The sequence below is a fragment of the Nocardia vinacea NBRC 16497 genome, from assembly GCF_000308835.1.
In the GTDB taxonomy this organism is placed as follows: Bacteria; Actinomycetota; Actinomycetes; order Mycobacteriales; family Mycobacteriaceae; genus Nocardia; species Nocardia vinacea.
The window spans coordinates 13546-36628 of the sequence record NZ_BAGN01000399.1 but is presented as its reverse complement, the minus strand read 5'-3'; the positions used below and the strand labels follow the sequence as shown (position 1 = coordinate 36628).

General features: G+C 66.3%; 21 protein-coding genes. 2 read left to right on the top strand and 19 right to left on the bottom strand.

The window, feature by feature from the left end:
* Window positions 1-740: alpha/beta fold hydrolase (locus ON44_RS37370; protein WP_040699303.1), on the top strand; the 740-nt coding region annotated here is incomplete at its 5' end.
* 41 nt (window positions 741-781) lie between these two features.
* On the opposite strand, the gene ON44_RS37365 is transcribed toward ON44_RS37370, so the two are convergent.
* Window positions 782-2317, bottom strand: coding sequence for a DHA2 family efflux MFS transporter permease subunit (locus ON44_RS37365; RefSeq protein WP_040699302.1), 1536 nt, complete (start codon window positions 2315-2317; stop codon window positions 782-784).
* Window positions 2318-2415: 98 nt separating this feature from the next.
* Here ON44_RS37365 and ON44_RS37360 point away from each other — a divergent pair, with 98 nt between their 5' ends.
* On the top strand, window positions 2416-3588 hold the full coding sequence (locus tag ON44_RS37360) for a cytochrome P450 (RefSeq protein WP_051182885.1): 1173 nt from the start codon (window positions 2416-2418) through the stop codon (window positions 3586-3588).
* 146 nt (window positions 3589-3734) lie between these two features.
* Here ON44_RS37360 and ON44_RS37355 read toward each other — a convergent pair whose 3' ends face one another.
* From ON44_RS37355 to uraD, 18 genes are all read right to left on the bottom strand, one after another.
* Window positions 3735-4337: a TIGR03086 family metal-binding protein gene (locus ON44_RS37355; protein ID WP_063721697.1), complete on the bottom strand. Its 603-nt coding sequence runs from the start codon at window positions 4335-4337 to the stop codon at window positions 3735-3737.
* A gap of 67 nt (window positions 4338-4404) precedes the next feature.
* Complete coding sequence (locus ON44_RS37350; protein ID WP_040699300.1) at window positions 4405-5331, bottom strand: DMT family transporter; 927 nt, start codon at window positions 5329-5331, stop codon at window positions 4405-4407.
* 104 nt (window positions 5332-5435) lie between these two features.
* Window positions 5436-6602, bottom strand: a complete 1167-nt coding sequence (alc, locus tag ON44_RS37345) for an allantoicase (RefSeq protein ID WP_040699298.1) — start codon at window positions 6600-6602, stop codon at window positions 5436-5438.
* Window positions 6599-7978 carry an allantoinase AllB gene (gene allB, locus ON44_RS37340; protein ID WP_051182883.1) on the bottom strand — a complete coding sequence of 460 codons (1380 nt, stop codon included), beginning with the start codon at window positions 7976-7978 and terminating at the stop codon, window positions 6599-6601. The genes alc and allB overlap by 4 nt, the downstream gene beginning before the upstream one ends.
* A 19-nt stretch (window positions 7979-7997) precedes the next feature.
* Window positions 7998-9557, bottom strand: a complete 1560-nt coding sequence (locus tag ON44_RS37335; protein ID WP_083898387.1) for a glycerate kinase — start codon at window positions 9555-9557, stop codon at window positions 7998-8000.
* 5 nt (window positions 9558-9562) lie between these two features.
* Window positions 9563-11338, bottom strand: a complete 1776-nt coding sequence (gene gcl, locus ON44_RS37330) for a glyoxylate carboligase (protein ID WP_040699297.1) — start codon at window positions 11336-11338, stop codon at window positions 9563-9565.
* 2 nt (window positions 11339-11340) lie between these two features.
* Window positions 11341-12213, bottom strand: a complete 873-nt coding sequence (locus ON44_RS37325) for an NAD(P)-dependent oxidoreductase (protein WP_040699296.1) — start codon at window positions 12211-12213, stop codon at window positions 11341-11343.
* On the bottom strand, window positions 12210-13013 hold the full coding sequence (locus ON44_RS37320; RefSeq protein ID WP_040699295.1) for a hydroxypyruvate isomerase family protein: 804 nt from the start codon (window positions 13011-13013) through the stop codon (window positions 12210-12212). The genes ON44_RS37325 and ON44_RS37320 overlap by 4 nt, the downstream gene beginning before the upstream one ends.
* Complete coding sequence (locus ON44_RS37315) at window positions 13010-13390, bottom strand: allophanate hydrolase-related protein (protein ID WP_040699294.1); 381 nt, start codon at window positions 13388-13390, stop codon at window positions 13010-13012. Before ON44_RS37315 ends, ON44_RS37320 begins: the two co-directional genes overlap by 4 nt.
* 189 nt (window positions 13391-13579) lie before the next feature.
* Window positions 13580-14647, bottom strand: a complete 1068-nt coding sequence (locus ON44_RS37310; protein ID WP_040699293.1) for an XdhC family protein — start codon at window positions 14645-14647, stop codon at window positions 13580-13582.
* 4 nt (window positions 14648-14651) lie between these two features.
* Entirely contained in the window at window positions 14652-16094 is a 1443-nt protein-coding gene (locus tag ON44_RS37305; RefSeq protein WP_040699291.1) for an NCS2 family permease, read from the bottom strand.
* 133 nt (window positions 16095-16227) lie between these two features.
* Window positions 16228-18561 carry a xanthine dehydrogenase family protein molybdopterin-binding subunit gene (locus tag ON44_RS37300; RefSeq protein ID WP_174415234.1) on the bottom strand — a complete coding sequence of 778 codons (2334 nt, stop codon included), beginning with the start codon at window positions 18559-18561 and terminating at the stop codon, window positions 16228-16230.
* Entirely contained in the window at window positions 18561-19946 is a 1386-nt protein-coding gene (locus tag ON44_RS37295) for an 8-oxoguanine deaminase (RefSeq protein ID WP_051182882.1), read from the bottom strand. The genes ON44_RS37300 and ON44_RS37295 overlap by 1 nt, the downstream gene beginning before the upstream one ends.
* On the bottom strand, window positions 19943-20413 hold the full coding sequence (locus ON44_RS37290) for a (2Fe-2S)-binding protein (protein WP_040699290.1): 471 nt from the start codon (window positions 20411-20413) through the stop codon (window positions 19943-19945). The genes ON44_RS37295 and ON44_RS37290 overlap by 4 nt, the downstream gene beginning before the upstream one ends.
* The gene (locus ON44_RS37285) at window positions 20413-21291 is read right to left on the bottom strand and encodes an FAD binding domain-containing protein (RefSeq protein ID WP_245567495.1); all 879 of its coding nucleotides are present in this window, start codon (window positions 21289-21291) and stop codon (window positions 20413-20415) included. The genes ON44_RS37290 and ON44_RS37285 overlap by 1 nt, the downstream gene beginning before the upstream one ends.
* Window positions 21291-22166 (bottom strand): factor-independent urate hydroxylase, encoded by an 876-nt coding sequence (pucL, locus tag ON44_RS37280; RefSeq protein ID WP_040699288.1) that lies wholly within the window; start codon window positions 22164-22166, stop codon window positions 21291-21293. The genes ON44_RS37285 and pucL overlap by 1 nt, the downstream gene beginning before the upstream one ends.
* A gap of 3 nt (window positions 22167-22169) precedes the next feature.
* On the bottom strand, window positions 22170-22469 hold the full coding sequence (gene uraH / locus ON44_RS37275; RefSeq protein WP_040699286.1) for a hydroxyisourate hydrolase: 300 nt from the start codon (window positions 22467-22469) through the stop codon (window positions 22170-22172).
* Complete coding sequence (uraD, locus tag ON44_RS37270; protein WP_040699284.1) at window positions 22466-22978, bottom strand: 2-oxo-4-hydroxy-4-carboxy-5-ureidoimidazoline decarboxylase; 513 nt, start codon at window positions 22976-22978, stop codon at window positions 22466-22468. Before uraD ends, uraH begins: the two co-directional genes overlap by 4 nt.
* Between the last annotated feature and the right edge of the window lie 105 nt (window positions 22979-23083).

The window sequence follows — 23083 nt, the reverse complement described above, 5'->3', positions numbered from 1 at the left end:
CCGGCGGTGAGGGTCCACCGCTGCTGCTGCTCACCGGGCAGGCCAATAATCACCAGTGGTGGGATGGAGTCCGCGCCGACTTCGAGACCGCGTATCGCACCGTCTCACTGGACTATCGCGGGACCGGTGACAGCGATAAGCCGGATATCCCGTACAGCACCCTCGGATTCGCCGAGGACGCCATTGCGGTGCTCGACGAACTCGGCATCGACAAGACCGCGGTGTACGGCACGTCCATGGGTGGCCGGGTCGCGCAGTGGCTGGCCGCGCGGTTCCCGGATCGGGTGCATGCGCTGGTGCTCGGCTGCACGTCACCGGGTGGTCGCCACGCTGTCGAGCGCGACACCGAGGTACGGAAGTCGCTGGCCCAGCCCGATCCGGTGGCGGCGCGGCAGGCGCTGTTGGAACTGATGTACACCCCGGAATATCTGGCGAGCACGCCCGGCCCGTTCCACACCCTCGGCGATCCGGGCATGCCCGCCTATGCGAAACGCAGACATCTCTACGCGAGCAATAGACATGACGCATGGGATGTGCTCACGGATATCGCGGTTCCGACGCTGATCGTGCACGGAAGCGAGGATCGGTTCAATCCCGCGGCGAACGCACCGTTGCTCGCGGAACGGATTCCCGGTGCGCGGCTGGCATGGATCCCGGGGGCTCGGCACGCCTATTTCGACGAATTCCGAAGCACCGCAAGCCCGCTCGTCCTGGACTTTCTGGAAGCCGACCGTCGGTAGTCCGAGCTCGCCTGGTACACAGGCGAACTCGGACCCTTCGGCTAATGCACCAGTACCGGCGCGTCGGCGGTCTCGGGCATCTTCGGCTTGGTGCGCGGCAGGAAAGCCGCAGGTACCAAGGTCAGCACCATGAGCACCAGCGCCACGATGTAGGTGTGGCTGAATGCCGTCGCGGCCTGGCTCAACCCGGTCTCGACCGCACCGGGCGGCAGCTGCGCCGCGATCGAGGGATCGTAGTTCGACGCGATCGCGGGCTTGGCGAACGGATGCCGGTTCAGCAGACTGCTGAGCACCACCGACATCGTCGCGGTGCCGATGGAGCCGGCGGACTGGTTGATGATGTTCATCAGCGTCGTACCGCGCGCGACCTGCTGGTGGGTCAGCGTCTGGATCGCCGCGGTCATGGTCGGCATCATGGTGCAGCCCATGCCGAGGCCCATCACGAACAGCGCGCCCAACATGAACGGATACGACGTATCGGACTTCAGCTGCACGAAGAACACCGTGCCGAGTGAGATCAGCGAGATACCGGTCAACACGATCTTGCCCGGTCCGATCTTGTCGACGAGTCGGCCCGCGATCGGCATCGTCAACATCGCACCCAGGCCCTGCGGCACCATCAGCAGACCGGCTGCCATCGCTGTTTCGCCGCGCACCTGCTGCAAATAGGTCGGCAGCAACAGGCCCGCTCCGAAGAAGGCGGTCGCGAACAGCACCATGGTCAGCACCGCGAAGGTCAGCGATCGGTTGCGGAACAGATGCAGATCGATCAGCGGATGTTCGGTGCGCAGCGCGTGGAAGACGAACAGCACGATGAGCACCAGACCGACGGCGGCGGGTATGAGCACCTTGGCCGCCATGACCGTGCCCTCACCCGGAATCGAGGAGACGCCGAACAGGAACAGCGCCAGACCCGGCGAGGCCAGCAGCATGCCCAGGAAGTCGAAGGATTCCGACGGCTCCGGGTTATCCGCGGGGAACACGATGAAGGCGAGAACGAGCGCGACCACCCCGACCGGAGCATTGATCAGGAAGATCCATTTCCAGCCGTAACTGTCGATCAGCCAACCGCCCAGGATCGGACCGCAGATCGGGCCGAGCAGCATCGGCACCCCGAGCACCGCCATCACCCGCCCGACGCGTTGCGGACCGGCCGCGTGGGTCATGATCGTCATGCCGAGCGGCATCAACATGCCGCCGCCGAGACCCTGGACAACGCGGAAGGCGATCAGCGTCTCCATGCTCCAGGCCTGGCTGCACAGCACCGATCCGAGCACGAACAGCGTCAGCGCGAGCATGTACAGCCGTTTGGTGCCGAACCGGTCCGCCGCCCATCCGGTCAGCGGGATGACGCTGGCCAGCGCGAGGGTGTAGCCGGTCATCGACCAGGCCGCGATCGCGGTGGTGGTGTGGAACTCGTTCTGGAATTTCGGGATCGCGACGGTTACGACGGTGATATCCAGGATCGACATGATCGCGCCGAGCACGACCACCCCTGCCACCTTGAAAACCGCGCTGTCGAGCTTGTCGGTCGCGGGATCCGCTGCGACCGACGTGGTATCCGGAGGATGTGTCACCGCTTAAGCCTTGCACCTCGCCGACCAAATGACCAGCAAATTCTGCGACCTTCGCCACACCTCGGGTCTACCGGTATAGCGCCCCGGATGATGGCGGCGTGACATTGCAGATCTTCGATGCCGAGTTCGCCGGGAATCCATGGCCTACGCTGCGGCGATTGCGCGAGGACGGTGGCGTGCATCGGGTCCGTACACCGGACGGTCCACCCGCCTGGTTGGTAACGCGATTCGCCGATGTTCGGGCCGGACTGCTCGATACTCGGCTCTCCACCCAGCCGCGCTATGCCGGGGAGACCGACTATCGCGGATTCGTGGTGCCGTCACCGTTGGACCTCGGATTCCTGGAGAGCGAACCGGAAGACCACACTCGGCTGCGACGAGCCGTCACCGCCGAGTTGTCGCCGCGACGGCTCGCCGAATGGGCGCGCACGGCACCGGAATTGGTGTCGGCTCGGCTGTCGGAGGTGGACAGTGGCGGCACGATCGATCTCATCGAGCGGTTCGCCGTCGCGCTGCCCGCGACCGTGCTCGGCGAATTGCTCGGGTTGGCAGCACCGGAGCGCGCGGCGCTATTGCATTGGGCGCGTTCGACATTGCTGCCGAGCGCCACTCCCCCGCGTGCTCGCGACACGCTCACCACCATGCGCGCCATCGTCATCGCGACGATCGAGGGGGCGCGGGGCGACAATGTGCTCGGGCGGCTGGTGCGTTCGAGTGCGGAGACCGGTTCGCCGAGTGCGCACGAGCTGGCCTCGATGATCTTCTATCTGCTGTTCGTCTGGTACGAAGTGCTCGTCGACCTGATCGCCGGATCGGCGCTGGCGCTGCTCACCCATCCGGATCAGCTTGCGGTGCTGCGCGCCATGGCCGATACCCGACCGGCGGTGGACGAACTGCTGCGCTACCTGTCGCCGCAGGTGGTTTCGGGGCCGAGATTCGCCACCACCGAACTCGATATCGCGGGGCACACCATCCGTTCCGGTGACACCGTGCTGCTCTGCCTGGCATCGGCCAACCATGATTCGGAGATCTTCGACAATCCGGCCGAGCTCGATCTCGCGCGCACGAATAATCCGCACTTGGCTCTTGGGCACGGTGGCCATGCTTGCCTCGGCACCGCGTTGGTTCGGACCATCGCCGGGGCCGTGCTGGAGACGCTGCTGCTGGACGGCCGCGCTCCGACACTCGCCTGCGATCCGGGAGATGTCCAGTGGCGCTCCGGATTCCGGCACAGAGGGCCGCTCGAGCTGCCTGTCGTGTTGTCGCGGTAGCCCGACACCGCGAGCGACGCTTCTCGGTCGCCCAGGATCTGGGACGTCGCCATCGAACTCAGCCGAAACAATGTGATCGGCACCGACCGCGTGCCGCACACACCTGCCGCCCGGGAACCTTCGAGGCGAGCACCGATCGGGACCGATCAGTTCTGCGGCCCTGGTGACTTCCAGGAAGGATCGCGGCCGAACCACCCCGCGAGGCGGTCGTATGCGGGAGCGTCGGCCGGCACGGGCACCTCGAGGTCGAAAGCCTTGTCCGGGCCGCGGAATTCCGGGCGCAGCATCTTCTGCGACCAGGCCAGTCCGTACTCCGCGATCTCCGGATCGAAGTCGATGGGCTGGTCGGTCGCGCGGGCGAGATCCCAGGTGTGCATGGCCAATTCGGTGATCTGCTGGTCGGCTCGGCTGCGCAGCGGCGCTTGTGCGCCGCCGGGTACCGGAACCGGGCGTTCGAGGTCGGCGTGGTGCCATACGTCGAGGACGGGTGCGGCGGCCGCGCGGTACTCCGCCGCCCAGTTCGGGCTCAGCTCGGCGGGCGGCGCCGCCCAATCGGCCATCTCGCCACGCGCCGAATCCAGGAAATTCCGCAGACTCTGCCCGATGACATGTCGCACGAGCGCCTGCACATCCCAGCCGACGCAGGGCGTCGGCTGGGTCGCCTGTTGCGGCCGAATCGCCGCGATGACCTCGCCCATCTGGGTCAATGCGCGGTCCAATAGGTCCACGGTTGGGTCAACGGTGTTCACGCCTGTCGATTCTGCCCCGGGTCCAACGCACAGACCGCGGAACGCGCAACTCGGCCGACTATCGCGATCAGCGTGGAGCAGGTTCGACAGTATCCGGATCGACGGATGCCGGGACGCGCGGACGGGACCGCGTGACGGCCACACCGGCCAGGCACAGGAAACCGCCGACAATGGTCAGCGCGCCGGGCACCTCGTCCAGCGCGATCCACGACATCAATACGACCAGCGCCGGGACCGCGTAGGTCGTCACGCCCATTTTCCCGGCCGTCGTGCGGGCCAATGCGAAGGCCCATGTGGTGAAAGCCAAAGCTGTGGGGAAGACGCCCAGGTACACCAGACTCAGCGTCGACGACAGCGGTGCGTCGGCCGCCTCGGTGACCAGTTGCCAGGAGAACGGCAGACACGCGACGGTTCCGATGACCGAGCCGAAGGTGACCACCTGCAATGCGGATGCGCTCGCCAGCGCCGGTTTCTGCGCGATGGTCGATGCCGCCCAGACGATGGCCGCGAGCAGGCACAGCACGACACCGAGCACCGCCGCGCCGCCGCCATCGGAGGTCGACAGTCCGACAACGATGGTTCCGGCGAACGACACGACCAGCCCGACCATCAGCCGGGCCGGAAACCCTTCCCGCAGGACCAGTCCGCCGAGCACCGCGATCAGCACCGGACCGATGCCGACGACCATCGCCGCGGTCCCGGCGTCGACGTTCCGCTCACCCCAGTTCAACGCCACCATGTAGACGCCGAACCACAGCACACCGGAGATGACGATGCCCGGCCACGCGGCCCGCGGCGGCAGGCCCTCACCACGGATGACCAGCACCGTCACCAGCGTGATCGAAGCGGCGAGCAATCGCCCGAGTGCCAGCGCACCCGGCGAAAAGTCGTGCCCCGCACTGCGGATGAAGACGAAGGCCGAAGCCCACAGGACCACCGTCACGGCGGCGGCGGCGATGGCTTGCCGCTCGACCGACCCATCCGTACGCATCATGGGCCGAACGTAGATCAGCCGGTCGACAAGTGCCAGCGGTTTTCGGACGCGGGCCGGTCGGACGGACGATCGGTGGGGGCTCCGATCGCCCGGCCGACCAGCGACTACAACGCGAGCAGCGCGTCGATCACGGCCGACGGCACCGCGTCGGGGCTCGCAAAGGGCCGTTCCGCGAGCAACTTCCGTGCTTCGTCACGAGACAACCCACCATCGCCGGTGAGCACCTGCAGCGCGTGCGCTTCGGGCAGGGCTCCGAGCCAAGCGACGGTGTTGCCGACCAAGGTCTCCGGATCGATCTCGCCGTGGACCCGCAACCGGGCCACGCCGCCGTCGGGGTAAACATCGAGCCGGACATGGCTGACCGGCACACCGGCCCCGATCCGGAAGAAGTGGCGGGCATCCGGCTGCAGCCGCGTGCGCGGCAGCAATTCGGTCCATGTCGACGGATCATCCAGATCCGCACCGGAATCGGCATCGACGCCGCGCAGCACCGCCCAACCCGGCGCATTGCCGACATAATTCGTGGTGTCGATTTCCACGCGCCGAATCACCCCGCGCGCACCCAGCCGCACCGTGACGTGATCATTGCCCGCATCGCGGCGACGCGCACCCTCCCAGCCCTCGTCCATCTGCCGCGACCGGCCGGGCAGCAGGATATTGGTCGGCGCGGAGAAGAACATATCGGAGCAGTCGACAACATCGCCGCCGTATTCCAGGGCCGCGAGATCGACTGTGCCACTGAGGAAACGGGGATCCGGCAGCGCAGTGCCGTGGACGCGGAAGCGGGCCACGCCACCGTCCGGGTAGATCGAGAGCCGGATGTGGGTGAAGCGGCGCTCGTCGGTGACCTCGAAGAAGTTGTCGGTATTGCCCGCGATATCCGACTTCGCGACCAGTGTCACCCATTCGGCCTGCTGGAGTTCGGCAGGCGACGGCTGCCCCTCCACACTCGTCGCCTCGACCGAGGCGAAGGGCGGGTAATTGCCGATGAACCACGAAGTGTCGATGACGACACCGTGTATCCGCCCCGGCACACCCAGCCGGACGACCGCATAGTCATTGCCGGTTTCGCGACGCCGCCGCGTTTCCCAGCCGTCGTAGGTCTTACCCTTGTGGCCGAAGTCCTCGGTGCTGAAAACCGCACGACCGGGCCGGATCAGATTCTCCCGCTCGGCGAACAACTCGTCATTGGCGTAGACCACACTGCCCGCGAGCGCGCGGGAGGCGAGATCGGGCAGTCGGGTGAAGGCGGGGGCGGATTGATCGGTCATACTTCTCCTCGGGCCAGGAGCCGCCCCTGCGGCTCGTTGTCGATATCGATTCGGTTGCCGCGCAACCAGGTACTGCGGACCGCGCCCGCGAGTGGGCGGGCCGCGTACGGCGTGACGGCGTTCTTGTGGTGCAGGCGATGCACATCGACGACGAAGGCGTCATCCGGTGCGAAGACACAGAAATCCGCGTCGTAGCCCACCTCGATTGCGCCCTTTCGCCGCAGGCCCGCGTATTCGGCGGGCGCTCGGCTCATCCATCGAGAGACATCCACCAGGCTGAAACCGCGCAGTCGCGCTTCGGTCCAAACGGCCGAAAGTCCGAGCTGCAATGAGGAAATGCCACCCCAGGCGCGGGCGAAATCACCGGTGTCGAAGCACTTCAGGTCGGCCGTCGACGGGGAGTGGTCCGAGACCACCATATCGATGGTGCCGTCGCGCAACCCTTCCCAGAGCAGTTCACGATTGCCGCTCTCCCGAATAGGCGGACAGCATTTGAATTGCGTTGCACCGTCCGGAATTTCCTCGGCTGCGAACGACAGGTAGTGCGGACAGGTCTCGGCGGTGATCCGGACGCCGTCGCGGCGGGCCGAGGCGATCATCGGCAGCGCATCCGAACTCGACACGTGCAGAATGTGCACGCGACAGCCGGTCCACCTGGCCAGTTCGATCACCTGCGCGACGGCCAGATTCTCCGCACCGCGCGGGCGCGAGCGCAGGAAGCCGGAGTACTTGTCTCCCTGCGAATTCGGTGCGTGTTCGATGGCCTGCGCGTCCTCGGCGTGCACGATGAGCAGACCGTCGAACAAGCGGATCTCCCGCATGGCCAGTTCCAGCTGGGTGGCGTCCAATGCCGGGAATTCGTCGACACCGGAGTGCAGCAGAAAGCATTTGAAGCCGAATACGCCCGCGTCTTGCAGCTGCCGCAGATCCGCCAAATTTCCGGGGATCGCTCCGCCCCAGAATCCGACGTCGACATGCACCCGGTCCTGCGCGGTCTTGCGCTTCACTTCGAGTGCCGCGAGATCGCAGGTCGGCGGAATGCTGTTGAGCGGCATATCGATAATGGTGGTGACACCGCCCGCTGCGGCCGCCTTCGTCGCGCTCGGGAAGCCCTCCCATTCGGTGCGGCCGGGATCGTTGACGTGCACGTGCGCATCAACGACACCGGGCATCAGCACCTCGTCGGCGGCCAGTTCGACGATCGTTTTCGCGGTCAGGATGGAGTCCAGCGGCTCGATCGCCACGATCCGGCCGTCGCGCACGCCGATCGAGCCGCCGGTCTCCCCCGTTGTCCCGATGATCCGCTCCGCACGGATCACCAGGTCCAGGTGTGTGGGGACCGGTGAGATCGTCTGGATCTCGGAGTTCTCCCGCATCACACAACTCCATCGGAAATCATCGGAATCTCCCGTCGAATGTCCTTGCGCCGCCGCTATTTCGGTAGGTGGCCGAGATAATGTCATCGGCCAGGTCCGCGACGCTGCGCTCCGGAGAGGCCATCCCGGCGGCGTGGCCTGCAGACACTTGGTCCGTAGCGGCCGCCGACGACATGTGCACGGCAGAGGGCCGCTCCGCCCCCGCCGCCCCAGCGGCGGGACCTGCGGCCACTTGGTCAACAGCAGCCTGCGACGACCGATGCCCGGCAGACGGCCGCACCGCCCCGGCCACTCCAGCAGCGGGACCTGCAGACACTTGGTCAACAACGGCCTCCGACGACCCATGCGCAGCAGACGGCCGTACCGCCCCGGCCACTCCAGCAGCGGGACCTGCAGACACTTCGTCAACAGCAGCCTCCGACGACCCATGCCCAGCAGACGGCCGCTCCGCGGTGGGATCCGGCAGGTGTTCGGCGGCAATCTGCACACCCAGCCGCTCGAGCAGCAGCTCACCCTCCGCGAAGCAGCGCGCAATATCGGGTTCGATATCGGCCAGGGCGTATGCGGCCGAGAACCCCGCCTCGAGCAATCGCTTGGCGGGCAGCGTATTCCGGCCGCAGACAGCGATGACCGGCACACCCGCAAACCCTGCGGCAGTAGCGACACCGGCCGGCGCCTTGCCGTACAGGGTCTGCTCGTCGAGCATGCCCTCCCCGGTCACCACCAGATCCGCATCGGCCACGCGCTCGGCGAAACCGACCAGCTCCAAAACCAATTCGATTCCGGGACGCAGCCGAGCACCGAGCACCGCGACGGCCGCGAACCCGACTCCGCCCGCCGCACCGGCACCCGCACGATCACGCAGATCAGTGCCGGTGGCGACCGCGACACGGTCCGCCCAATGAGTGAGCGCCGCATCGAGCACTTCCACTTGGTTACCGTCGGCACCCTTTTGCGGACCATAGACGGCGGCCGCACCGCGCGGACCGGTGAGCGGATTATCGACATCGCACGCGACGGTGAGCTCGACCCCGGCCAGCCGTTCCCGCACAGACGCGAGGTCGATCGTGTGCAGCCGCGCCAATGCCGCACCGCCGTCATCGATTTCGGCCCCATCGACATCGAGCAGACGCGCACCGAGCGCAGCGAGCAGCCCGGCACCGCCATCGGTACCCGCACTGCCGCCGATGCCGAGCACCACCCGACGGCAACCCGCGTCGATGGCAGCCGCGATGACCTCGCCGGTGCCCCGGCTGGTGGCCGTCATCGGCGCGAACGCCCCGCCCGGTAGCCGCACGAGCCCGGATACGTCCGCCAGTTCCACGACGGCGATATCGTCGCGGCGGGCATACGCCGTGCACACCGCTTCGCCGGTGGGTCCGGACGCGGTCACCAGGACCGCCTCGAAACCAGCGGCCAATGCGGCGGCGACGGTGCCGTCCCCGCCGTCCGCGATCGGCACCACCGACACATCGGCACCGGGCCGGACGCGGTGGATGCCGCCGCGGACAGCGGCACCGACCTGCGCGGCGGTCAACGACCCCTTGAACTTGTCGGATGCGATCAGGACTCGACTCATGCGGCTCAGTCCAGTTGTGCGGTCGCGGTCGGAACGTCGGCTGCCGACTGCGCCAGTTCCTCGAATTCGACGATATTGTCGATCTCGAGTCCCATCGACACATTCGTCACCCGTTCGAGGATGACCTCGACGATCACCGGCACCCGGAACTCGGTCACCAGCTTCTTCGCCTCATCGAGGGCCGAACCGATCCAGGCCGGATCGAATACCCGAATCGCCTTGCAGCCCAGGCCTTCCGCGACCTTGACGTGGTCGACGCCGTAGCCGGCGAGCTCTGGGCTGTTGATATTGTCGAAGGCGAGCTGCACGTAGTAGTCCATGTCGAACGCGCGCTGCGCCTGACGGATCAGGCCCAGATACGAATTGTTCACCACGACATGGATATACGGGATATTGAACTGCGCGCCGACGGCCAATTCCTCGATGAGGAACTGGAAGTCGTAATCACCCGAGAGCGCAACCACGGTGGCATCGGGATCTGCCGTCGCGACACCGATGGCCGCGGGTACGGTCCAGCCCAGCGGCCCGGCCTGGCCCGCATTGATCCAGTGCCGCGGCCGGTAGACGTGCAACAGCTGCGCCGCCTGGATCTGCGACAGACCGATCGTGCTGACGTAGCGCACATCGGGCCCGAATGCCTTGTTCATCTCCTCGTAGACGCGCTGCGGCTTGATCGGCATATCGTCGAAGTGCGTCTTGCGCAGCCCCACTTGTTTCCGGTTGCGGCACTGCTCGGCCCACACACTGCGATCGGGCAGTTGTCCGGCCGCGTCGAGTTCGCGCGCGACCTCGACGAAGACGCGCAGCGCGGCACCCGCATCAGAGGTGATGCCGTAATCCGGTGCGAACACCCGACCGATCTGGGTCGGCTCGATATCGACGTGTACGAAGGTGCGGTCCTTGGTGTAAGTGTCCACACCGCCGGTATGCCGGTTGGCCCAACGGTTTCCGATACCGAGCACGAAATCGGATTCGAGCAGGGTGGCATTGCCGTACCGGTGCGAGGTCTGCAGCCCGACCATGCCCGCGTGCAGCGGGTGATCGTCGGGAATCGTGCCCCAGCCCATCAGCGTCGGCACCACCGGCACACCGGTGAGTTCGGCGAATTCGACCAGCAGCGCCGCGGCATCGGCATTCACGATGCCGCCACCCGCGACGATCAGCGGCCGCTGCGCCGCATTCAACATCTCGATGGCCTTGACCGCCTGCGCCCACGTCGCGGCCGGACGGTGCACCTCGAGCGGCTCGTAAGTTTCGATGTCGAACTCGATCTCGGCGAGCTGCACATCGATAGGCAGATCGATCAGGACCGGACCCGGTCGCCCCTCGCGCATCAACCGGAAGGCCTTCTGGAAGGTCCCCGGTACCTGTGCGGGCTCGAGCACTGTCACCGCCCACTTGCTCACCGGTGCGGCGATCGAAGCGATATCGACGGCCTGGAAGTCCTCCTTGTGCAGCTTGGCCACCGGCGCCTGACCGGTGATGCACAGGATCGGAATCGAATCCGCGCTGGCGGAATACAGGCCGGTGATCATATCGGTGCCCGCGGGCCCCGAGGTGCCGATGCAGACGCCGATATTGCCCGCCGCCGCCCGGGTGTACCCCTCGGCCATATGCGAGGCGGCCTCGACGTGGCGGGCCAGCACATGCTTGATACCGCCGTGCGCGCGCATCGCGCTGTAGAAGGGGTTGATCGCGGCGCCCGGCAAGCCGAATGCCTGTGTCGCGCCTTCCTTTTCGAGAATCAGTACCGCGGCATCCACGGTGCGCATGCGTGCCATGGTCAGTTCTCCCGACCCGACAGCGCCTCGGTCACCTTCAGCAGCCCCGAGTGGTCCAGCGAACCGTGACCCATCGCGCGGGCAGCCGCGATCAACTGCGCTGTCAGCGCGCCCATCGGGATCGATACCTCGGCGTCGCGGGCGGCCTGCAGGATGATGCCCATATCCTTGTGGTGCAGGTCGATTCGGAAGCCTGGCTTGAAGTCGCGCTTCAGCATGGACGCGCGCTTGAGTTCGAGGATCTTGCTGCCCGCGAGCCCACCCGCCAGCACATCGAGGCCCTTCTCGGCATCCGCGCCCAGGTTCTCCATCAGCAGGATCGCCTCGGCCACCAGGGCATAGGTGCCGCCGACGACGAGTTGGTTGGCGGCCTTGACCACCTGACCGGCACCGTTGGGTCCCACCAGCGCGATAGTCTTGCCGACCGCCTCGAAAATCGGTGTGGCCTCGGCGAAGTCGGCCTCGTTACCGCCGACCATGATCGACAGCGCGGCATTGATCGCGCCCGGCTCGCCGCCGGACACCGGGGCGTCGAGCACCCGCAGGCCCTTCTCGATGCCCCGCTCCGCGGTCGAGCGCGCGGTTTTGGGTGTGATGGTGGAGAAGTCGATGTACAGCGTGCCGGGCGCCGCATGCACCAGCACATCGGCGAAGACCGCCTCGACGTGCTCGTCCTGCGGCAGCATCGTGATGACGATGTCCTTGTCCCGCACCGCTTCCGCGACACCGGAAGCGGCCGAACCACCCGCCGCCTTCAGCTTCTCGAGTCCGGCCGGGCCGATGTCGTAACCGGTCACCTCGTGCCCGGCGGCGACGAGGTGGCCCGCCATCGGGCTGCCCATGATCCCCAAGCCGATAAACCCGATCCCACTCATTTCATCCACTTCCAATCCAGCTCAGGGTCTTTGTATTCGAGGCCGATCCAGCCGTCGTAGCCGCTCTCGGCCAGGATTTCGAAAAGCGCGGCGAAGTCGAGTTCGCCGGTGCCGGGACGGCCACGGCCCGGACTGTCGGCGATCTGGACGTGGCCGAGATGCGCTGCGTGCGTGCGGATCACCGAGTGCAGGCCCTCGCCCATGCGGGCCAGGTGGTACAGGTCGCAGAGGAATCGCACGTTGGGTTCACCGGTCTGCTCGATGACCTGCACGGCGCGCGCGGCGCTCACGATCGGATAGTCCGGCGACTCGAAGGAATTGAGCGCCTCCAGCAAGACGGTGGCGCCGATGGCACCGGCCGCCTGCGCGGCGAGACTCAGGTTCTCCAGCGCGAGTTCGTCCTGCTTCTCCGGACTCTCACCCTCCACGCGGTTGCCGTAGAGGGCGTTCAGCGCGCGGCAGCCGGTCTCCTCCGCGATACCGACGGCGACATCGATATTGTCGCGGAACCGGGTGACCTCACTCGGAACCGAGACCAGACCGCGCCCGCCCGCCGGGATCAGGTCGATGAAGTTCAGGCCGACCAATTCCACACCGGCATCGCGGATCGCGCGTACGAACGCGTCGATCTCCTTATCGCCCGGCGTCGGATTCTCGCCGAACGGCCACCAGAATTCGACCGCGTCGACTCCGGCCTGCTTTGCCGCGGCGGGGCGTTCCAGCAGTGGGAGATCGGTGAACAGGATCGAGCAATTGACATCGAATTTCGGGAAGGCGACGCCCCCGGCCTGCTTACTCATTCAGCTCCTTGACGGTATTTCTTCCAGCTGCCGATGGCGGTGATATCGATCAGCTCCGGATACGAGGTCGGCGCGCGGCGCAGCAGCATCGATAGGACCGAACGGCCGTCTTCGAGTTCGATCGCGCCGAGTTCGAGTTCCGGTGGTTCGGCAGGCAGCAGCCGCTGTCGCAGCACTTCCATCGGGATATCGAAGAGTTCACCGGAGATCGAATCGCCGCCGTCCGCGACGGGATCCAGCCCCGGGAACCTATCGCCGACCGAATAGAAACGGTAGCGCGGCGCGGTTTTCGCTTCGCCGGCGAAAGGCGCGCCGTCGAGCAGATGATTGAGCGGTTCGCCGCGCATGGCGGAACCGTTCAGAAATATCAATGGCATTCGGTGAATCCTTTTGTTCGCAATTTCGTCAATTATGTGGGCCGACCGCGGTGTCGGAATAGCGGCGATTACCCCGAAGCCGATCGGATATCCCGAAGTCGATTTCGTAGGATGCTCCAGCCGCAGCATCGGTGCCGAAACCGCGCGCCCCGCGTACCGGGTGTACGGATGCACGGCGGGGTGCGCGGCTCACCAGACCGGGAGCAGGTCCCGGTGGATCGGTCCGCCGGTGGCGGTCAGCGGTTGGGCAGAGCCGCCGCGGCGCACCGCGACGATTTCGGCGGCGATGGATACCGCCGTCTCCTCCGCGGTCCGCGCGCCGAGATCCAGCCCGATCGGTGAATGCAATCGGGCCAGTTCCGATTCCGTCACACCGGCGGCACGCAGCCCGGCCATGCGGTCCTCGTGGGTGCGACGGGAACCCATCGCGCCCACATAGGCCACCGGCAGGCGCAGCGCCACCTCGAGCAGCGGGATATCGAATTTTGCGTCATGGGTGAGCACACACAGCACCGTTCGCGAATCGACCTGTGTGCGTGCGAGATAGCGGTCCGGCCACTGCACGACGACCTCGTCGGCATCCGGAAAACGCGCACGCGTGGCGAACACCGGGCGGGCATCGCAGACGGTGACGTGGTATCCGAGGAAGCGGCCGATCCTGGTGACGGCGGCAGCGAAATCTATTGCGCCGAAAACGATCATGCGGGGCGGTGGTACATACGACTCCACGAAGACAGTGACTTCGCCAGCACCACAACCGATCTCGCGCACGCCGGTCGCGCCGGTATCGAGCATTGCCCTGGCCTCCGCCACGACCACCTCGTCGAAGGCGGCGCCGACGGTCCACCAGGACCCGATCGCCATGGCCGCACCGGTTTGCAGATCCCGTACCAGCGCGACCGCCTCGTCGGTGCGCAGGATCGCCTCGATGGAGACACGCTCGACCGCGGTGATCCGCTGGACGAATACCTCGAGCTTGCCGCCGCAGGTCAGGCCGACCGCGAAGGCGTCGTCATCGCTGTATCCGAAGGTTTCGCGCACCGGCTGACCGGTGCGCAGGACCTCACGGCAGAGTTCGTACACCGCGCCCTCGACACAGCCACCGGAGATGCTCCCGATGACGATGCCGTCGGCGTCGACCGCCAGCGCCGCACCGGGCGGCCGAGGGGCACTTCCGGTGACGCCGATGACGGTGGCCACGGCGTAATCCTTTTCCGCCGCATGCCATTTCCGCAGTTCTGCCGTGAGGTCGCGCATGGTGCTATCCGCCCAGGAGTAGTTCGATGGCCGATATGCCGAAGTAGCCGGCGAAGACGAGGCTCACCACCCCGATCAGCCAATGGATTTCACGGAATTTGCCGCGCGCCAGCTTGATAACCACATATGCGATCAGGCCCGCGCCGACCCCGTTGGTGATGGAGTAGGTGAACGGCATCAGCACGATCGTGAGGAAGGCGGGCACCGCCACTTCGAGATCGTTCCAATCGATCTTGCGGGCCTGGGTCATCATCAGCGCACCGACGATCACCAGTGCCGGCGCGGCGGCCTGGATCGGCACCACTGCGGCGAGTGGGGTGAAAAATACTGCGAGGCAGAACAATCCACCGGTCACCACGCTGGTCAGTCCGGTGCGGGCGCCCTCACCGACACCCGTCGCGGATTCGACGTACACGGTATTTCCGGCGCCGCCGCTGACACCGCCGATGACCTGGGAGATACCGTCGATGGTCAGCACCTTGCCGATACCCGGCATGGTGCCCTTCTCATCGAGCAGTCCGGCCTCGTCACAGACGCCGAAAACCGTTCCCATGGCATCGAAGAACCCGGTCAGCACCAGGGTGAACAGCACGACTCCCGCGACCAGCCCGCCCGCCTCGGCGAAACCGCCGAAGAGGTCGATATTCAGGGCCAACCCGAAATCGGGTGCCGCGAAGAATCCCTTCGGCTTCTCCGGCACCACCGGCCCCCACGCCTGCGGGTCGATCTTCGCCAGCGCGTTGACGATAATGGCGAGCACCGTCGAGATGGCGATGCTGATCAGAATCGCACCGGGCACCTTGCGGATGAACAGTGCCAGCATCACCAGCAGGCCGACCGCGAAAATCACTACGGGCCAACCGGATAGGTGACCACCGGCCCCGAGGGTGACCGGCGGACCGGTCTGCGCGCCGTGTCCGACCACCCCGGCCGAGACCAGTCCGATCATCGCGATGAACATGCCGATCCCGACGCCGATCGCATTCTTGAGACCGAGCGGGATAGCGTTGATGATCATGGTCCGCAGGCCGGTCGCGGCCAGGATCACGATGATCACGCCCATCAGGACGACCAGACCCATGGTCTGCGGCCAGGTCATATGCGGTGCCGCCTGGAAGGCGACCACCGGAACCACACCGAGTCCGGCGGCGAGCGCCAAAGGCACATTGCCCGCCACGCCCATCAGGATCGTGCTGAGTCCCGCGGAAAACGCGGTAGCCGTGGTGAGTTGAGCGATGCTCAGCTTGTCACCGTTGACATCCGCGACGCCACCGAGAATCAGCGGCACCAAAAGGATGACGTAGGCCATGGCGACGAAAGTGGTGATGCCGCCACGAATTTCGCGGGAAACGGTGGTTCGGCGTTCGCTCAGCCGGAAGAACCGGTCGAGCGCAGACCTACCTGCTACCGGCTCTGGTGTGCTGGGCTTGGTCTGAATCTGGGTCATTGGCGTGCCCTCCTCGGGGCGTAGCCGACCTACGGTCCGGCGGCTGTCCTTTTGGACTGGGGCCGGACCGCACGGTTCGGGTACTGCTGTTGTGGAGTCTCTCCGGTCCACTGGAACCGGCTGCCCCTGTTGATCAACTGCTCCGGATGATGTCTTCCGGTCGCACCGGCACTCGGTTGATGTGCACGTTTCCACCCCGTGATCGGCAGGCGTCACGGATCGCCGCGGCGATCGCGGGGGTAGAGGAGAGCGTGGGCGGCTCTCCGGCGCCGCGCAGCCCATAGGGGGCGTGCGGATCGGCATTTTCGAGAATCTCCAGCCGCTGTGACGGCGTATCGAGAATCGTCGGGATCAGGTAGTCGGTGAAGGACGGGTTGCGCACCTTACCGTCTTTTACCTGGATTTCCTCCATGACCGCCAGGCCGAGCCCCTGTACGGACCCGCCGTGGATCTGGCCCTCCAGGGACAGGCGGTTCATGATCTTGCCCACGTCCTGGACCGCGTCCAGGGAGACGACCTTGACCAGGCCGAGGTCCGTGTCCACGTCCACCACCGCGCGGTGTACGCAGAGAGCCAGCTGGGTGTGGCTATTCCCTTGTCCCGTAACGGGATCCATGCCCGTGGTCGGCCGGTGGTGGTACTCGCGGGTCTCTTCGATAACCCCCTCATCCAGGACATCGACGATCGCCGCGAGTACCTCCCCCGTGCGGGAAACCACCTTGCCGCCGACCAGTCGCAGTCCCGACGAGGCGCCGAACCTGGCCTGGGCCGAGGCGAGTACGCGCTGGCGCACGGCTTCACAAGCCGCCTTCACCGCGCCACCGGTCATATAGGTCTGCCGGGAGGCGGACGACGAACCCGAGTCGCCGACCTGGTTGTCGGCCGGGTGAATGGTGACCCGTTCGATACCGAGTTCGGTGCGCGCGATCTGCGCCTCGACCGTCACCAGTCCCTGTCCGACCTCGGCGGCAGCGGTGTGCACCAGCGCAACCGGTTCTCCGGCAATGACTTCCAGCCGCACCCGAGCCGTCGAGTAGTCGTCGAAGGCCTCGGAGAAGCAGATGTTCTTGATGCCGACGCCGTAACCGACACCACGCACCACGCCCTCACCGTGCGTCGTCTGCGATGCGCCGCCGGGCAGGTTCCGGATATCCGAGGCGTCCAACTCCGGGGGCATCGGCATATCCCGCAGCTGCCCGAGCATTTCGGCCATCGGCGTCGGCGCGTGCAGCACCTGACCGGTCGCCAGCTTGGAACCCTGCGACACCGCATTGATCTGGCGCACGTGCACCGGATCGAGATCCAGCGCCTCGGCGACCTTGTCCATCATCGACTCGTGTGCGAAACAGGCCTGCACCGCGCCGAATCCGCGCATCGCACCGCACGGCGGGTTATTGGTGTAGATGCCGTACGCGTCGATCTCGATATGCGGAATCTCGTACGGCCCCACCGCGAGCGAGGACGCGTTACCGGTGACATTCAGCGTCGCCGAGGTGTACGCGCCACCGTCGAGGACGATGAGAACCTTTGCGTAGGTGAGCTTTCCGTCATTATTGGCACCGTATTCGTAGAGCATCTTCGCCGGGTGCCGGTGCACGTGCCCGAAGAACGACTCCTCGCGGTTGTACATCATCTTGACGGGCTTGCCGGTGTGCATGGCCAGCATGCCCGCGTGGATCTGCATGGACAGGTCCTCGCGGCCGCCGAAGGCTCCGCCGACACCGGCCATGGTCATGCGGATCCGGTCGTCGGCGAGGCCGAGGCAAGGCCCGATCTGGGACAGATCATTGTGCATCCACTGGGTGGCGACGTAGAAGTCGAGCCCACCGTCTTCGGCCGGAATCACCAGGCCGGATTCGGGGCCGAGGAATGCCTGGTCCTGAATGCCGACCTCGAATTCCTCGGTGATCACCACGGTGGCCAGCGCGCGGCCCACGGTGATATCGCCGACGCGCACCGGCTGATGCCGGGCGATACCGCCGCGCTCCTGCACCGCGAGCCGCTTCGGGGCCGAGAGCACCGCCATCGGGTCGGTAATGGGTTCCAGTACCTCCCAATCGATTTCGATGGCGTCGAGGGCGCGCCGGGCGATCTCGGGGTGGTCGGCGGCGACCAGGGCGATGGGCTCACCGTGGTGGCGCACCTCGCCGATGGCCAGGACCGGCTGGTCCCAGGTGTGGTCGAGGCCGTACATCTTGCGGCCGGGCACATCCTCATGGGTGAGTACGGCGTGCACACCGGTCATGGCCAGTGCGGGCGCGATATCGATACTGCGGATGATCGCACGCGGATGCGGGCTGCGCAGGGTCGCACCCCAGAGCATGCCATCCATCCAGAGATCGGAGGCGTAGGCGAATTCGCCCTTGACCTTCAACGTGCCGTCGGGGCGCAGCGGGCTCTCCCCGATGCCGCCCTTACCCGGTGCGGCAACCTCTTCGGGGAAGCGGGTGGTCCGTGGGACAGTCATCATGCCTCCTGTCGCATCAACCGTTTGCGGGCCGCGACACCGGCGCGACCGACGACATCCTGTGCGACGGTGCGCAATTCGTCGTCCTCCACGACGGTGCGGCCGCCGACGAGCAGCCGGGCCAGTGGCGGTGTCGGTCCGAAAACCAAGGAGCAGACCGGATCCTCGATCGCCGAGCGGAACCCGTCGACCCGCCAGATGGCGAGGTCGGCGAGTTTGCCGGGTTCGATACTGCCGATCTCGTTGTGGCGACCGAGATTACGGGCGCCGCCCACGGTGCCGATCTCGAGCGCCTGGCGCGCGGTGAAGGCGGTCGGGCCGTTGACCGCGCGCTGGAACAGCATGGCCTGTCGCATTTCGCCCGCCATGGAGGTCAGCTCACTCGACGCCGCGCCGTCCACGCCGAGACCGACCGGCGCACCGGCGGCCACCAGATCGCTGACGCGGGCGATACCCGCACCGAGTCGGGCGTTGGAGCTGGGGCAATGTGCCGAGCCGCTGCCGGTTTCGGCGAAACGCCGGATATCGGCATCGTGCAGGTGCACCGCGTGCGCGAACCAGACGTCATCACCGAGCCAGCCGAGCTTTTCCATGTATTCGACCGGGGTGCAGCCCATCTGCTCGATGCAGTGCTCTTCCTCGTCGAGCGTTTCGGCGAGATGGGTGTGCAGCCGAACACCTTTGGCGCGCGCCAGGGTCGCGGAATCGATCATCAGCCCCTCGCTCACCGAGAACGGCGAGCAGGGCGCGACCGCGACCCGGAGCATCGAATCGAACGACGGATCGTGGTACTTGTCGATGACTTCGGCGGTGTGGGTGAGGATTTCGTCGCGGCTCTCGACCACCTCGTCCGGCGGCAGACCGCCGTCCTTCTGTCCGCGGTCCATGGAACCGCGGCACGGGTGGAAGCGAAGGCCGATTTCGCTCGCCGCGCGCACCTCGGCCTCGAACAGATCGCCGCGTCCCTTCGGGAAGATGTAGTGGTGGTCGCTGCTGGTGGTGCAGCCGGTCAGCGCCAGCCAGCCCAGCCCGGCAGCGGCCGCGCCGTAGACGACATCGGCGTCCATACGCGCCCAGGTGCGGTAGAGACCGGTCAGCCATTCGAACAGGGTGGAATCCTGGAACAGGCCCTGGCTCGCCCACTGGTAGAGATGGTGGTGGGTGTTGACCAGGCCCGGGGTCACCAAACAGCCTGTGCCGTCTATCTTTTCGGCACCCGGGACGATCGGTGCCGGTCCCGCGCCGAGGGCTTCGATGCGGCCATCGGAGATGACTACGTATCCGGACGCGATCTCGTCACCGACAACCGGCGCGATATAGGCGTTCTCGATGACAGTCTGCCGACCGCCACCCCTCGAGGAATCGCTGCGCGATGCTGTACTCATCGGTCCGCCTTACGTGCCGCGGCCAGTCGCACCGCGTCGAGGATCTTCTCGTATCCCGTGCAGCGGCAGAGGTTTCCGGCGAGCGCCTCGCGGATCTCCACATCGGAGGGATCGGGATTGCGTTCGATGAGATCGTGCGCCTGCACGATGAGACCCGGTGTGCAGAAGCCGCATTGAACCGCACCGGCCTCGACGAAGGCCTCCTGCATCGGATCGAGTTTCGCGCCGTTGGCCAGGCCCTCTACGGTGCGCACCGAGCGATCCTGCACCTGGCCCGCGGCCACCAGACAGGAACACACCGGGGTGCCGTCCAAATAGACTGTGCACGAACCACATTCGCCTTGCTCACAGGCGTTCTTGGAGCCGGGCAGGCCCATACGCTCGCGCAGCATATAGAGGAGGCTCTCGCCCTCCCACACATCGTCGACGGTCTCTTGCGAGCCGTTCACGTCGAAGGTCACACGCATCAGGCTGCCCTCCTTCTTTCTGCTAGGTAGTCCGTCCAGGCCCAGGACAGGGTGCGGCGGGCCAGCACGGTCAGTGCATGTCTGCGGTATTCCGCGGTGCCGCGGACGTCATCGATCGGCTTGGCGGCGGCCGAGACCAGCTCACCGAATTCGCGGACGACATCGAACGGCAACGGGGCCGGGTCATCCCAGTCCAGCGCATCGGCGAGGAACTGCTCGGCCGGCGTCGCGCGCAGCGGCGTCGGTCCGGCGGATCCGACGCCGGTGCCGACCGTGCGGGTGCCGGGGTGCAATGCGATCGAGAACGCGCAGACCGCGATCACCATGGCATTGCGGGTGCCGACCTTGGAGAAGTACTGCGGCCCGGTCGCGGGCTCGATCCGGATGGCGCGGATCAGCTCGTCGGGCTCCAGGGCGTTCTTCTTCACCCACACGTAGAAGTCATCGATCGGGATCAGGCGGGTGCCGCGCGCGGCCGACTCCACCTCGATCACCGCATTGCACGCCAGCAGCGCGGGGTGGGCGTCACCGGCCGGGGACGCACCACCCAGATTGCCACCGACCGTGCCGCGATTGCGGATCTGCGGCGAACCGACCGTGCGCGAGGCCTGCGCCAGACCGGGCAGCTGGTGGTTGAGCCGGTTGATGATGCGCACATACGGGACGCCCGCACCGATCCGGATCCGGCCGTCGGGCTCGGTCGAGTAATCGAACAGTTCGCGACAGCGGTTGAGATCGAGCAGTGCCGCCGGACGGCCGTGGTCGAAGTTCATCTCGACCATGACATCGGTGCCGCCCTGGATGGGTTTGGCCTCCGGATCGGCGGCCTTGAGCTCGAGCGCCTCGGCCCAGGTATCGGGTCGTAGGAAATCCATCATCACTCCCAAGCCGGTCCGGGCGCGGGGGCGTCCTCGGTGAGTACGGTGCCCTCGATCAGGCCGTAGGGGCGGTCAGCGGCGAAGAACACCTCGTTGTCGTTCTCCAGTCCGAAGCCGGACAGATCCACGACGAAGTGGTGCTTATTGGGCAGCGACAGCCGGACCTCGCAGACCTCCGGGACCGCGCCGATCACCCGGTCGCCCATGGCGTAGAGAGTCTGCTGCAGCGAGTAGCTGTAGGTATCGGCGAATGCCTCTAGCAGCGCACCGCGGACCTCGCGGTAGGCCTTGTCCCAGTCGGCCGGCTCGCTCGCGAAACGCCATTCCGCATTGACCTCGGTGGCCAGTACGCGGTCGTAGGCCTCCTGCAGCGTCGTGTATTTGTCCTTGATATAGCCGTGGAATTCCGAGCCGGTGGAGTTGAGCACCACCAGACCTGTCAAACCCGAGACCACCCAGGCGTTTTCGCCGTCGTAGTGCACCCGCGAGGTACGGGTCTCCTGGCCGGAGCGCACGAACGAATACCGCTTGTCGCCGGGGCCGACCACAATGCGCTCCCAGGCGTACTCCTCCAGGGAGACCCGCGCGTGGTGGATGGGCGGCTGGGAATCGACGAAATGCCGTGCCAGCAAAAGACCGAACGCTTCCGGTGAGGTGATGCCATGTTCCTTGGCAAAGGCGAATACGGTGTTCTTCTGGGTGTCGGTCGGCAGGACCGTCGCATTGTCACCGGTCAGGTGGACCTCGTCCATATCGCCGGATAACGCGACACCGACGTTCAGATCCCGGATCTCGTGGACGGCACCGGTTTTCGTCACGCGGACGACCCGGTTTTCCGCTTTGCCGTATCTATTCGGCCCGAGCTTGATCGACATGGTTCAGCTACCTCGGTAGGTCGAGTAGGAATAGGGACTGAGCAGCAGCGGCACGTGGTAGTGCTCGGCTGGGTCGGTGACGCGGAAGTCGATGGTCACCGACGGGTAGAACGGACTGAGGTCACCGGTTTCGAAAATCAGCCGGTGGACGCCGATTTCGGGCGCGGGCAGATCCTTGACGCGCCCGTCTTCGTCGGTGCGGCGCTCGGCGAGCACGATGCCGTCGGCCTTTTCCAGCCGCACCGGCAGCCCCGCCGCCGGGCGACCGGATGCCGCGTCGAGCACGTGAGTGGACAGACTCACCTGTCCTCCAACAGCTTTCGGATCCGCAGCCGGGTGATATCGGCGAGTTCGCGTTGAGTCGCGATGCGCTCGCCCTCGGCGGTATTCGCCAGGCGCCTGCGCAGTTCGGCGCGGATCTGCTCGGCGGAGCGGCCGGCGGCACGGATCAGGAAGACGTGTCCGAACCGCTGCTCGTAGGCCAGATTGCCGGCGGCGATGTCATCGAGTGTCTGCTGGTCGGCGCTCGCCGTGCCGGACTGCTCACCGGCGGACCACTCGGCCTCGCGCTCGTGCGTGCCCGCCTTCGCGCGATCGCCGATGCGCGGATGCGCGGACAGCGCCTCCTCGATATCGGGCCAACTCAGTTCCCGTACCCCGGCGACCGCGGCGGCCATCAGGCTCGTGCTATCCACGTAGGGCCGGTGCGCCGCCACCTTCTGCGCCCAGACGTGCGAGGCGCAGCAGGTCAGCAGTTCCGCCTCGGCCTGGTCCGGAGGCAGCGAGTTGAGCCATCCGATCTCACCGGACATCCGATCTCCCATCGAGCTTGTTCTGATGCTGGGAGTAAGTACACCCGCCGTTTATCTGCGCTGCTAGGACCCAGAAATCCGAAGTGTGCGCCAGTTCACTCGGGC

Excerpts from the sequence above, each read along its gene's own strand:
- allB (WP_051182883.1), bottom strand. The coding sequence starts at position 7,978 with ATGCGGGAGAACTCCGAGATCCAGACGATCTCACCGGTCCCCACACAC.
- ON44_RS37285 (WP_245567495.1), bottom strand. The coding sequence starts at position 21,291 with ATGATGGATTTCCTACGACCCGATACCTGGGCCGAGGCGCTCGAGCTC.
- ON44_RS37320 (WP_040699295.1), bottom strand. The coding sequence starts at position 13,013 with ATGAGTAAGCAGGCCGGGGGCGTCGCCTTCCCGAAATTCGATGTCAAT.
- pucL (WP_040699288.1), bottom strand. The coding sequence starts at position 22,166 with ATGTCGATCAAGCTCGGGCCGAATAGATACGGCAAAGCGGAAAACCGG.
- ON44_RS37325 (WP_040699296.1), bottom strand. The coding sequence starts at position 12,213 with ATGAGTGGGATCGGGTTTATCGGCTTGGGGATCATGGGCAGCCCGATG.
- ON44_RS37290 (WP_040699290.1), bottom strand. The coding sequence starts at position 20,413 with ATGCGTGTGACCTTCGACGTGAACGGCTCGCAAGAGACCGTCGACGAT.
- ON44_RS37295 (WP_051182882.1), bottom strand. The coding sequence starts at position 19,946 with ATGAGTACAGCATCGCGCAGCGATTCCTCGAGGGGTGGCGGTCGGCAG.
- gcl (WP_040699297.1), bottom strand. The coding sequence starts at position 11,338 with ATGGCACGCATGCGCACCGTGGATGCCGCGGTACTGATTCTCGAAAAG.
- ON44_RS37305 (WP_040699291.1), bottom strand. The coding sequence starts at position 16,094 with ATGACCCAGATTCAGACCAAGCCCAGCACACCAGAGCCGGTAGCAGGT.
- uraD (WP_040699284.1), bottom strand. The coding sequence starts at position 22,978 with ATGTCCGGTGAGATCGGATGGCTCAACTCGCTGCCTCCGGACCAGGCC.
- alc (WP_040699298.1), bottom strand. The coding sequence starts at position 6,602 with ATGACCGATCAATCCGCCCCCGCCTTCACCCGACTGCCCGATCTCGCC.
- ON44_RS37310 (WP_040699293.1), bottom strand. The coding sequence starts at position 14,647 with ATGCGCGACCTCACGGCAGAACTGCGGAAATGGCATGCGGCGGAAAAG.
- ON44_RS37300 (WP_174415234.1), bottom strand. The coding sequence starts at position 18,561 with ATGACTGTCCCACGGACCACCCGCTTCCCCGAAGAGGTTGCCGCACCG.
- ON44_RS37315 (WP_040699294.1), bottom strand. The coding sequence starts at position 13,390 with ATGCCATTGATATTTCTGAACGGTTCCGCCATGCGCGGCGAACCGCTC.
- ON44_RS37350 (WP_040699300.1), bottom strand. The coding sequence starts at position 5,331 with ATGATGCGTACGGATGGGTCGGTCGAGCGGCAAGCCATCGCCGCCGCC.
- ON44_RS37335 (WP_083898387.1), bottom strand. The coding sequence starts at position 9,557 with ATGAGTCGAGTCCTGATCGCATCCGACAAGTTCAAGGGGTCGTTGACC.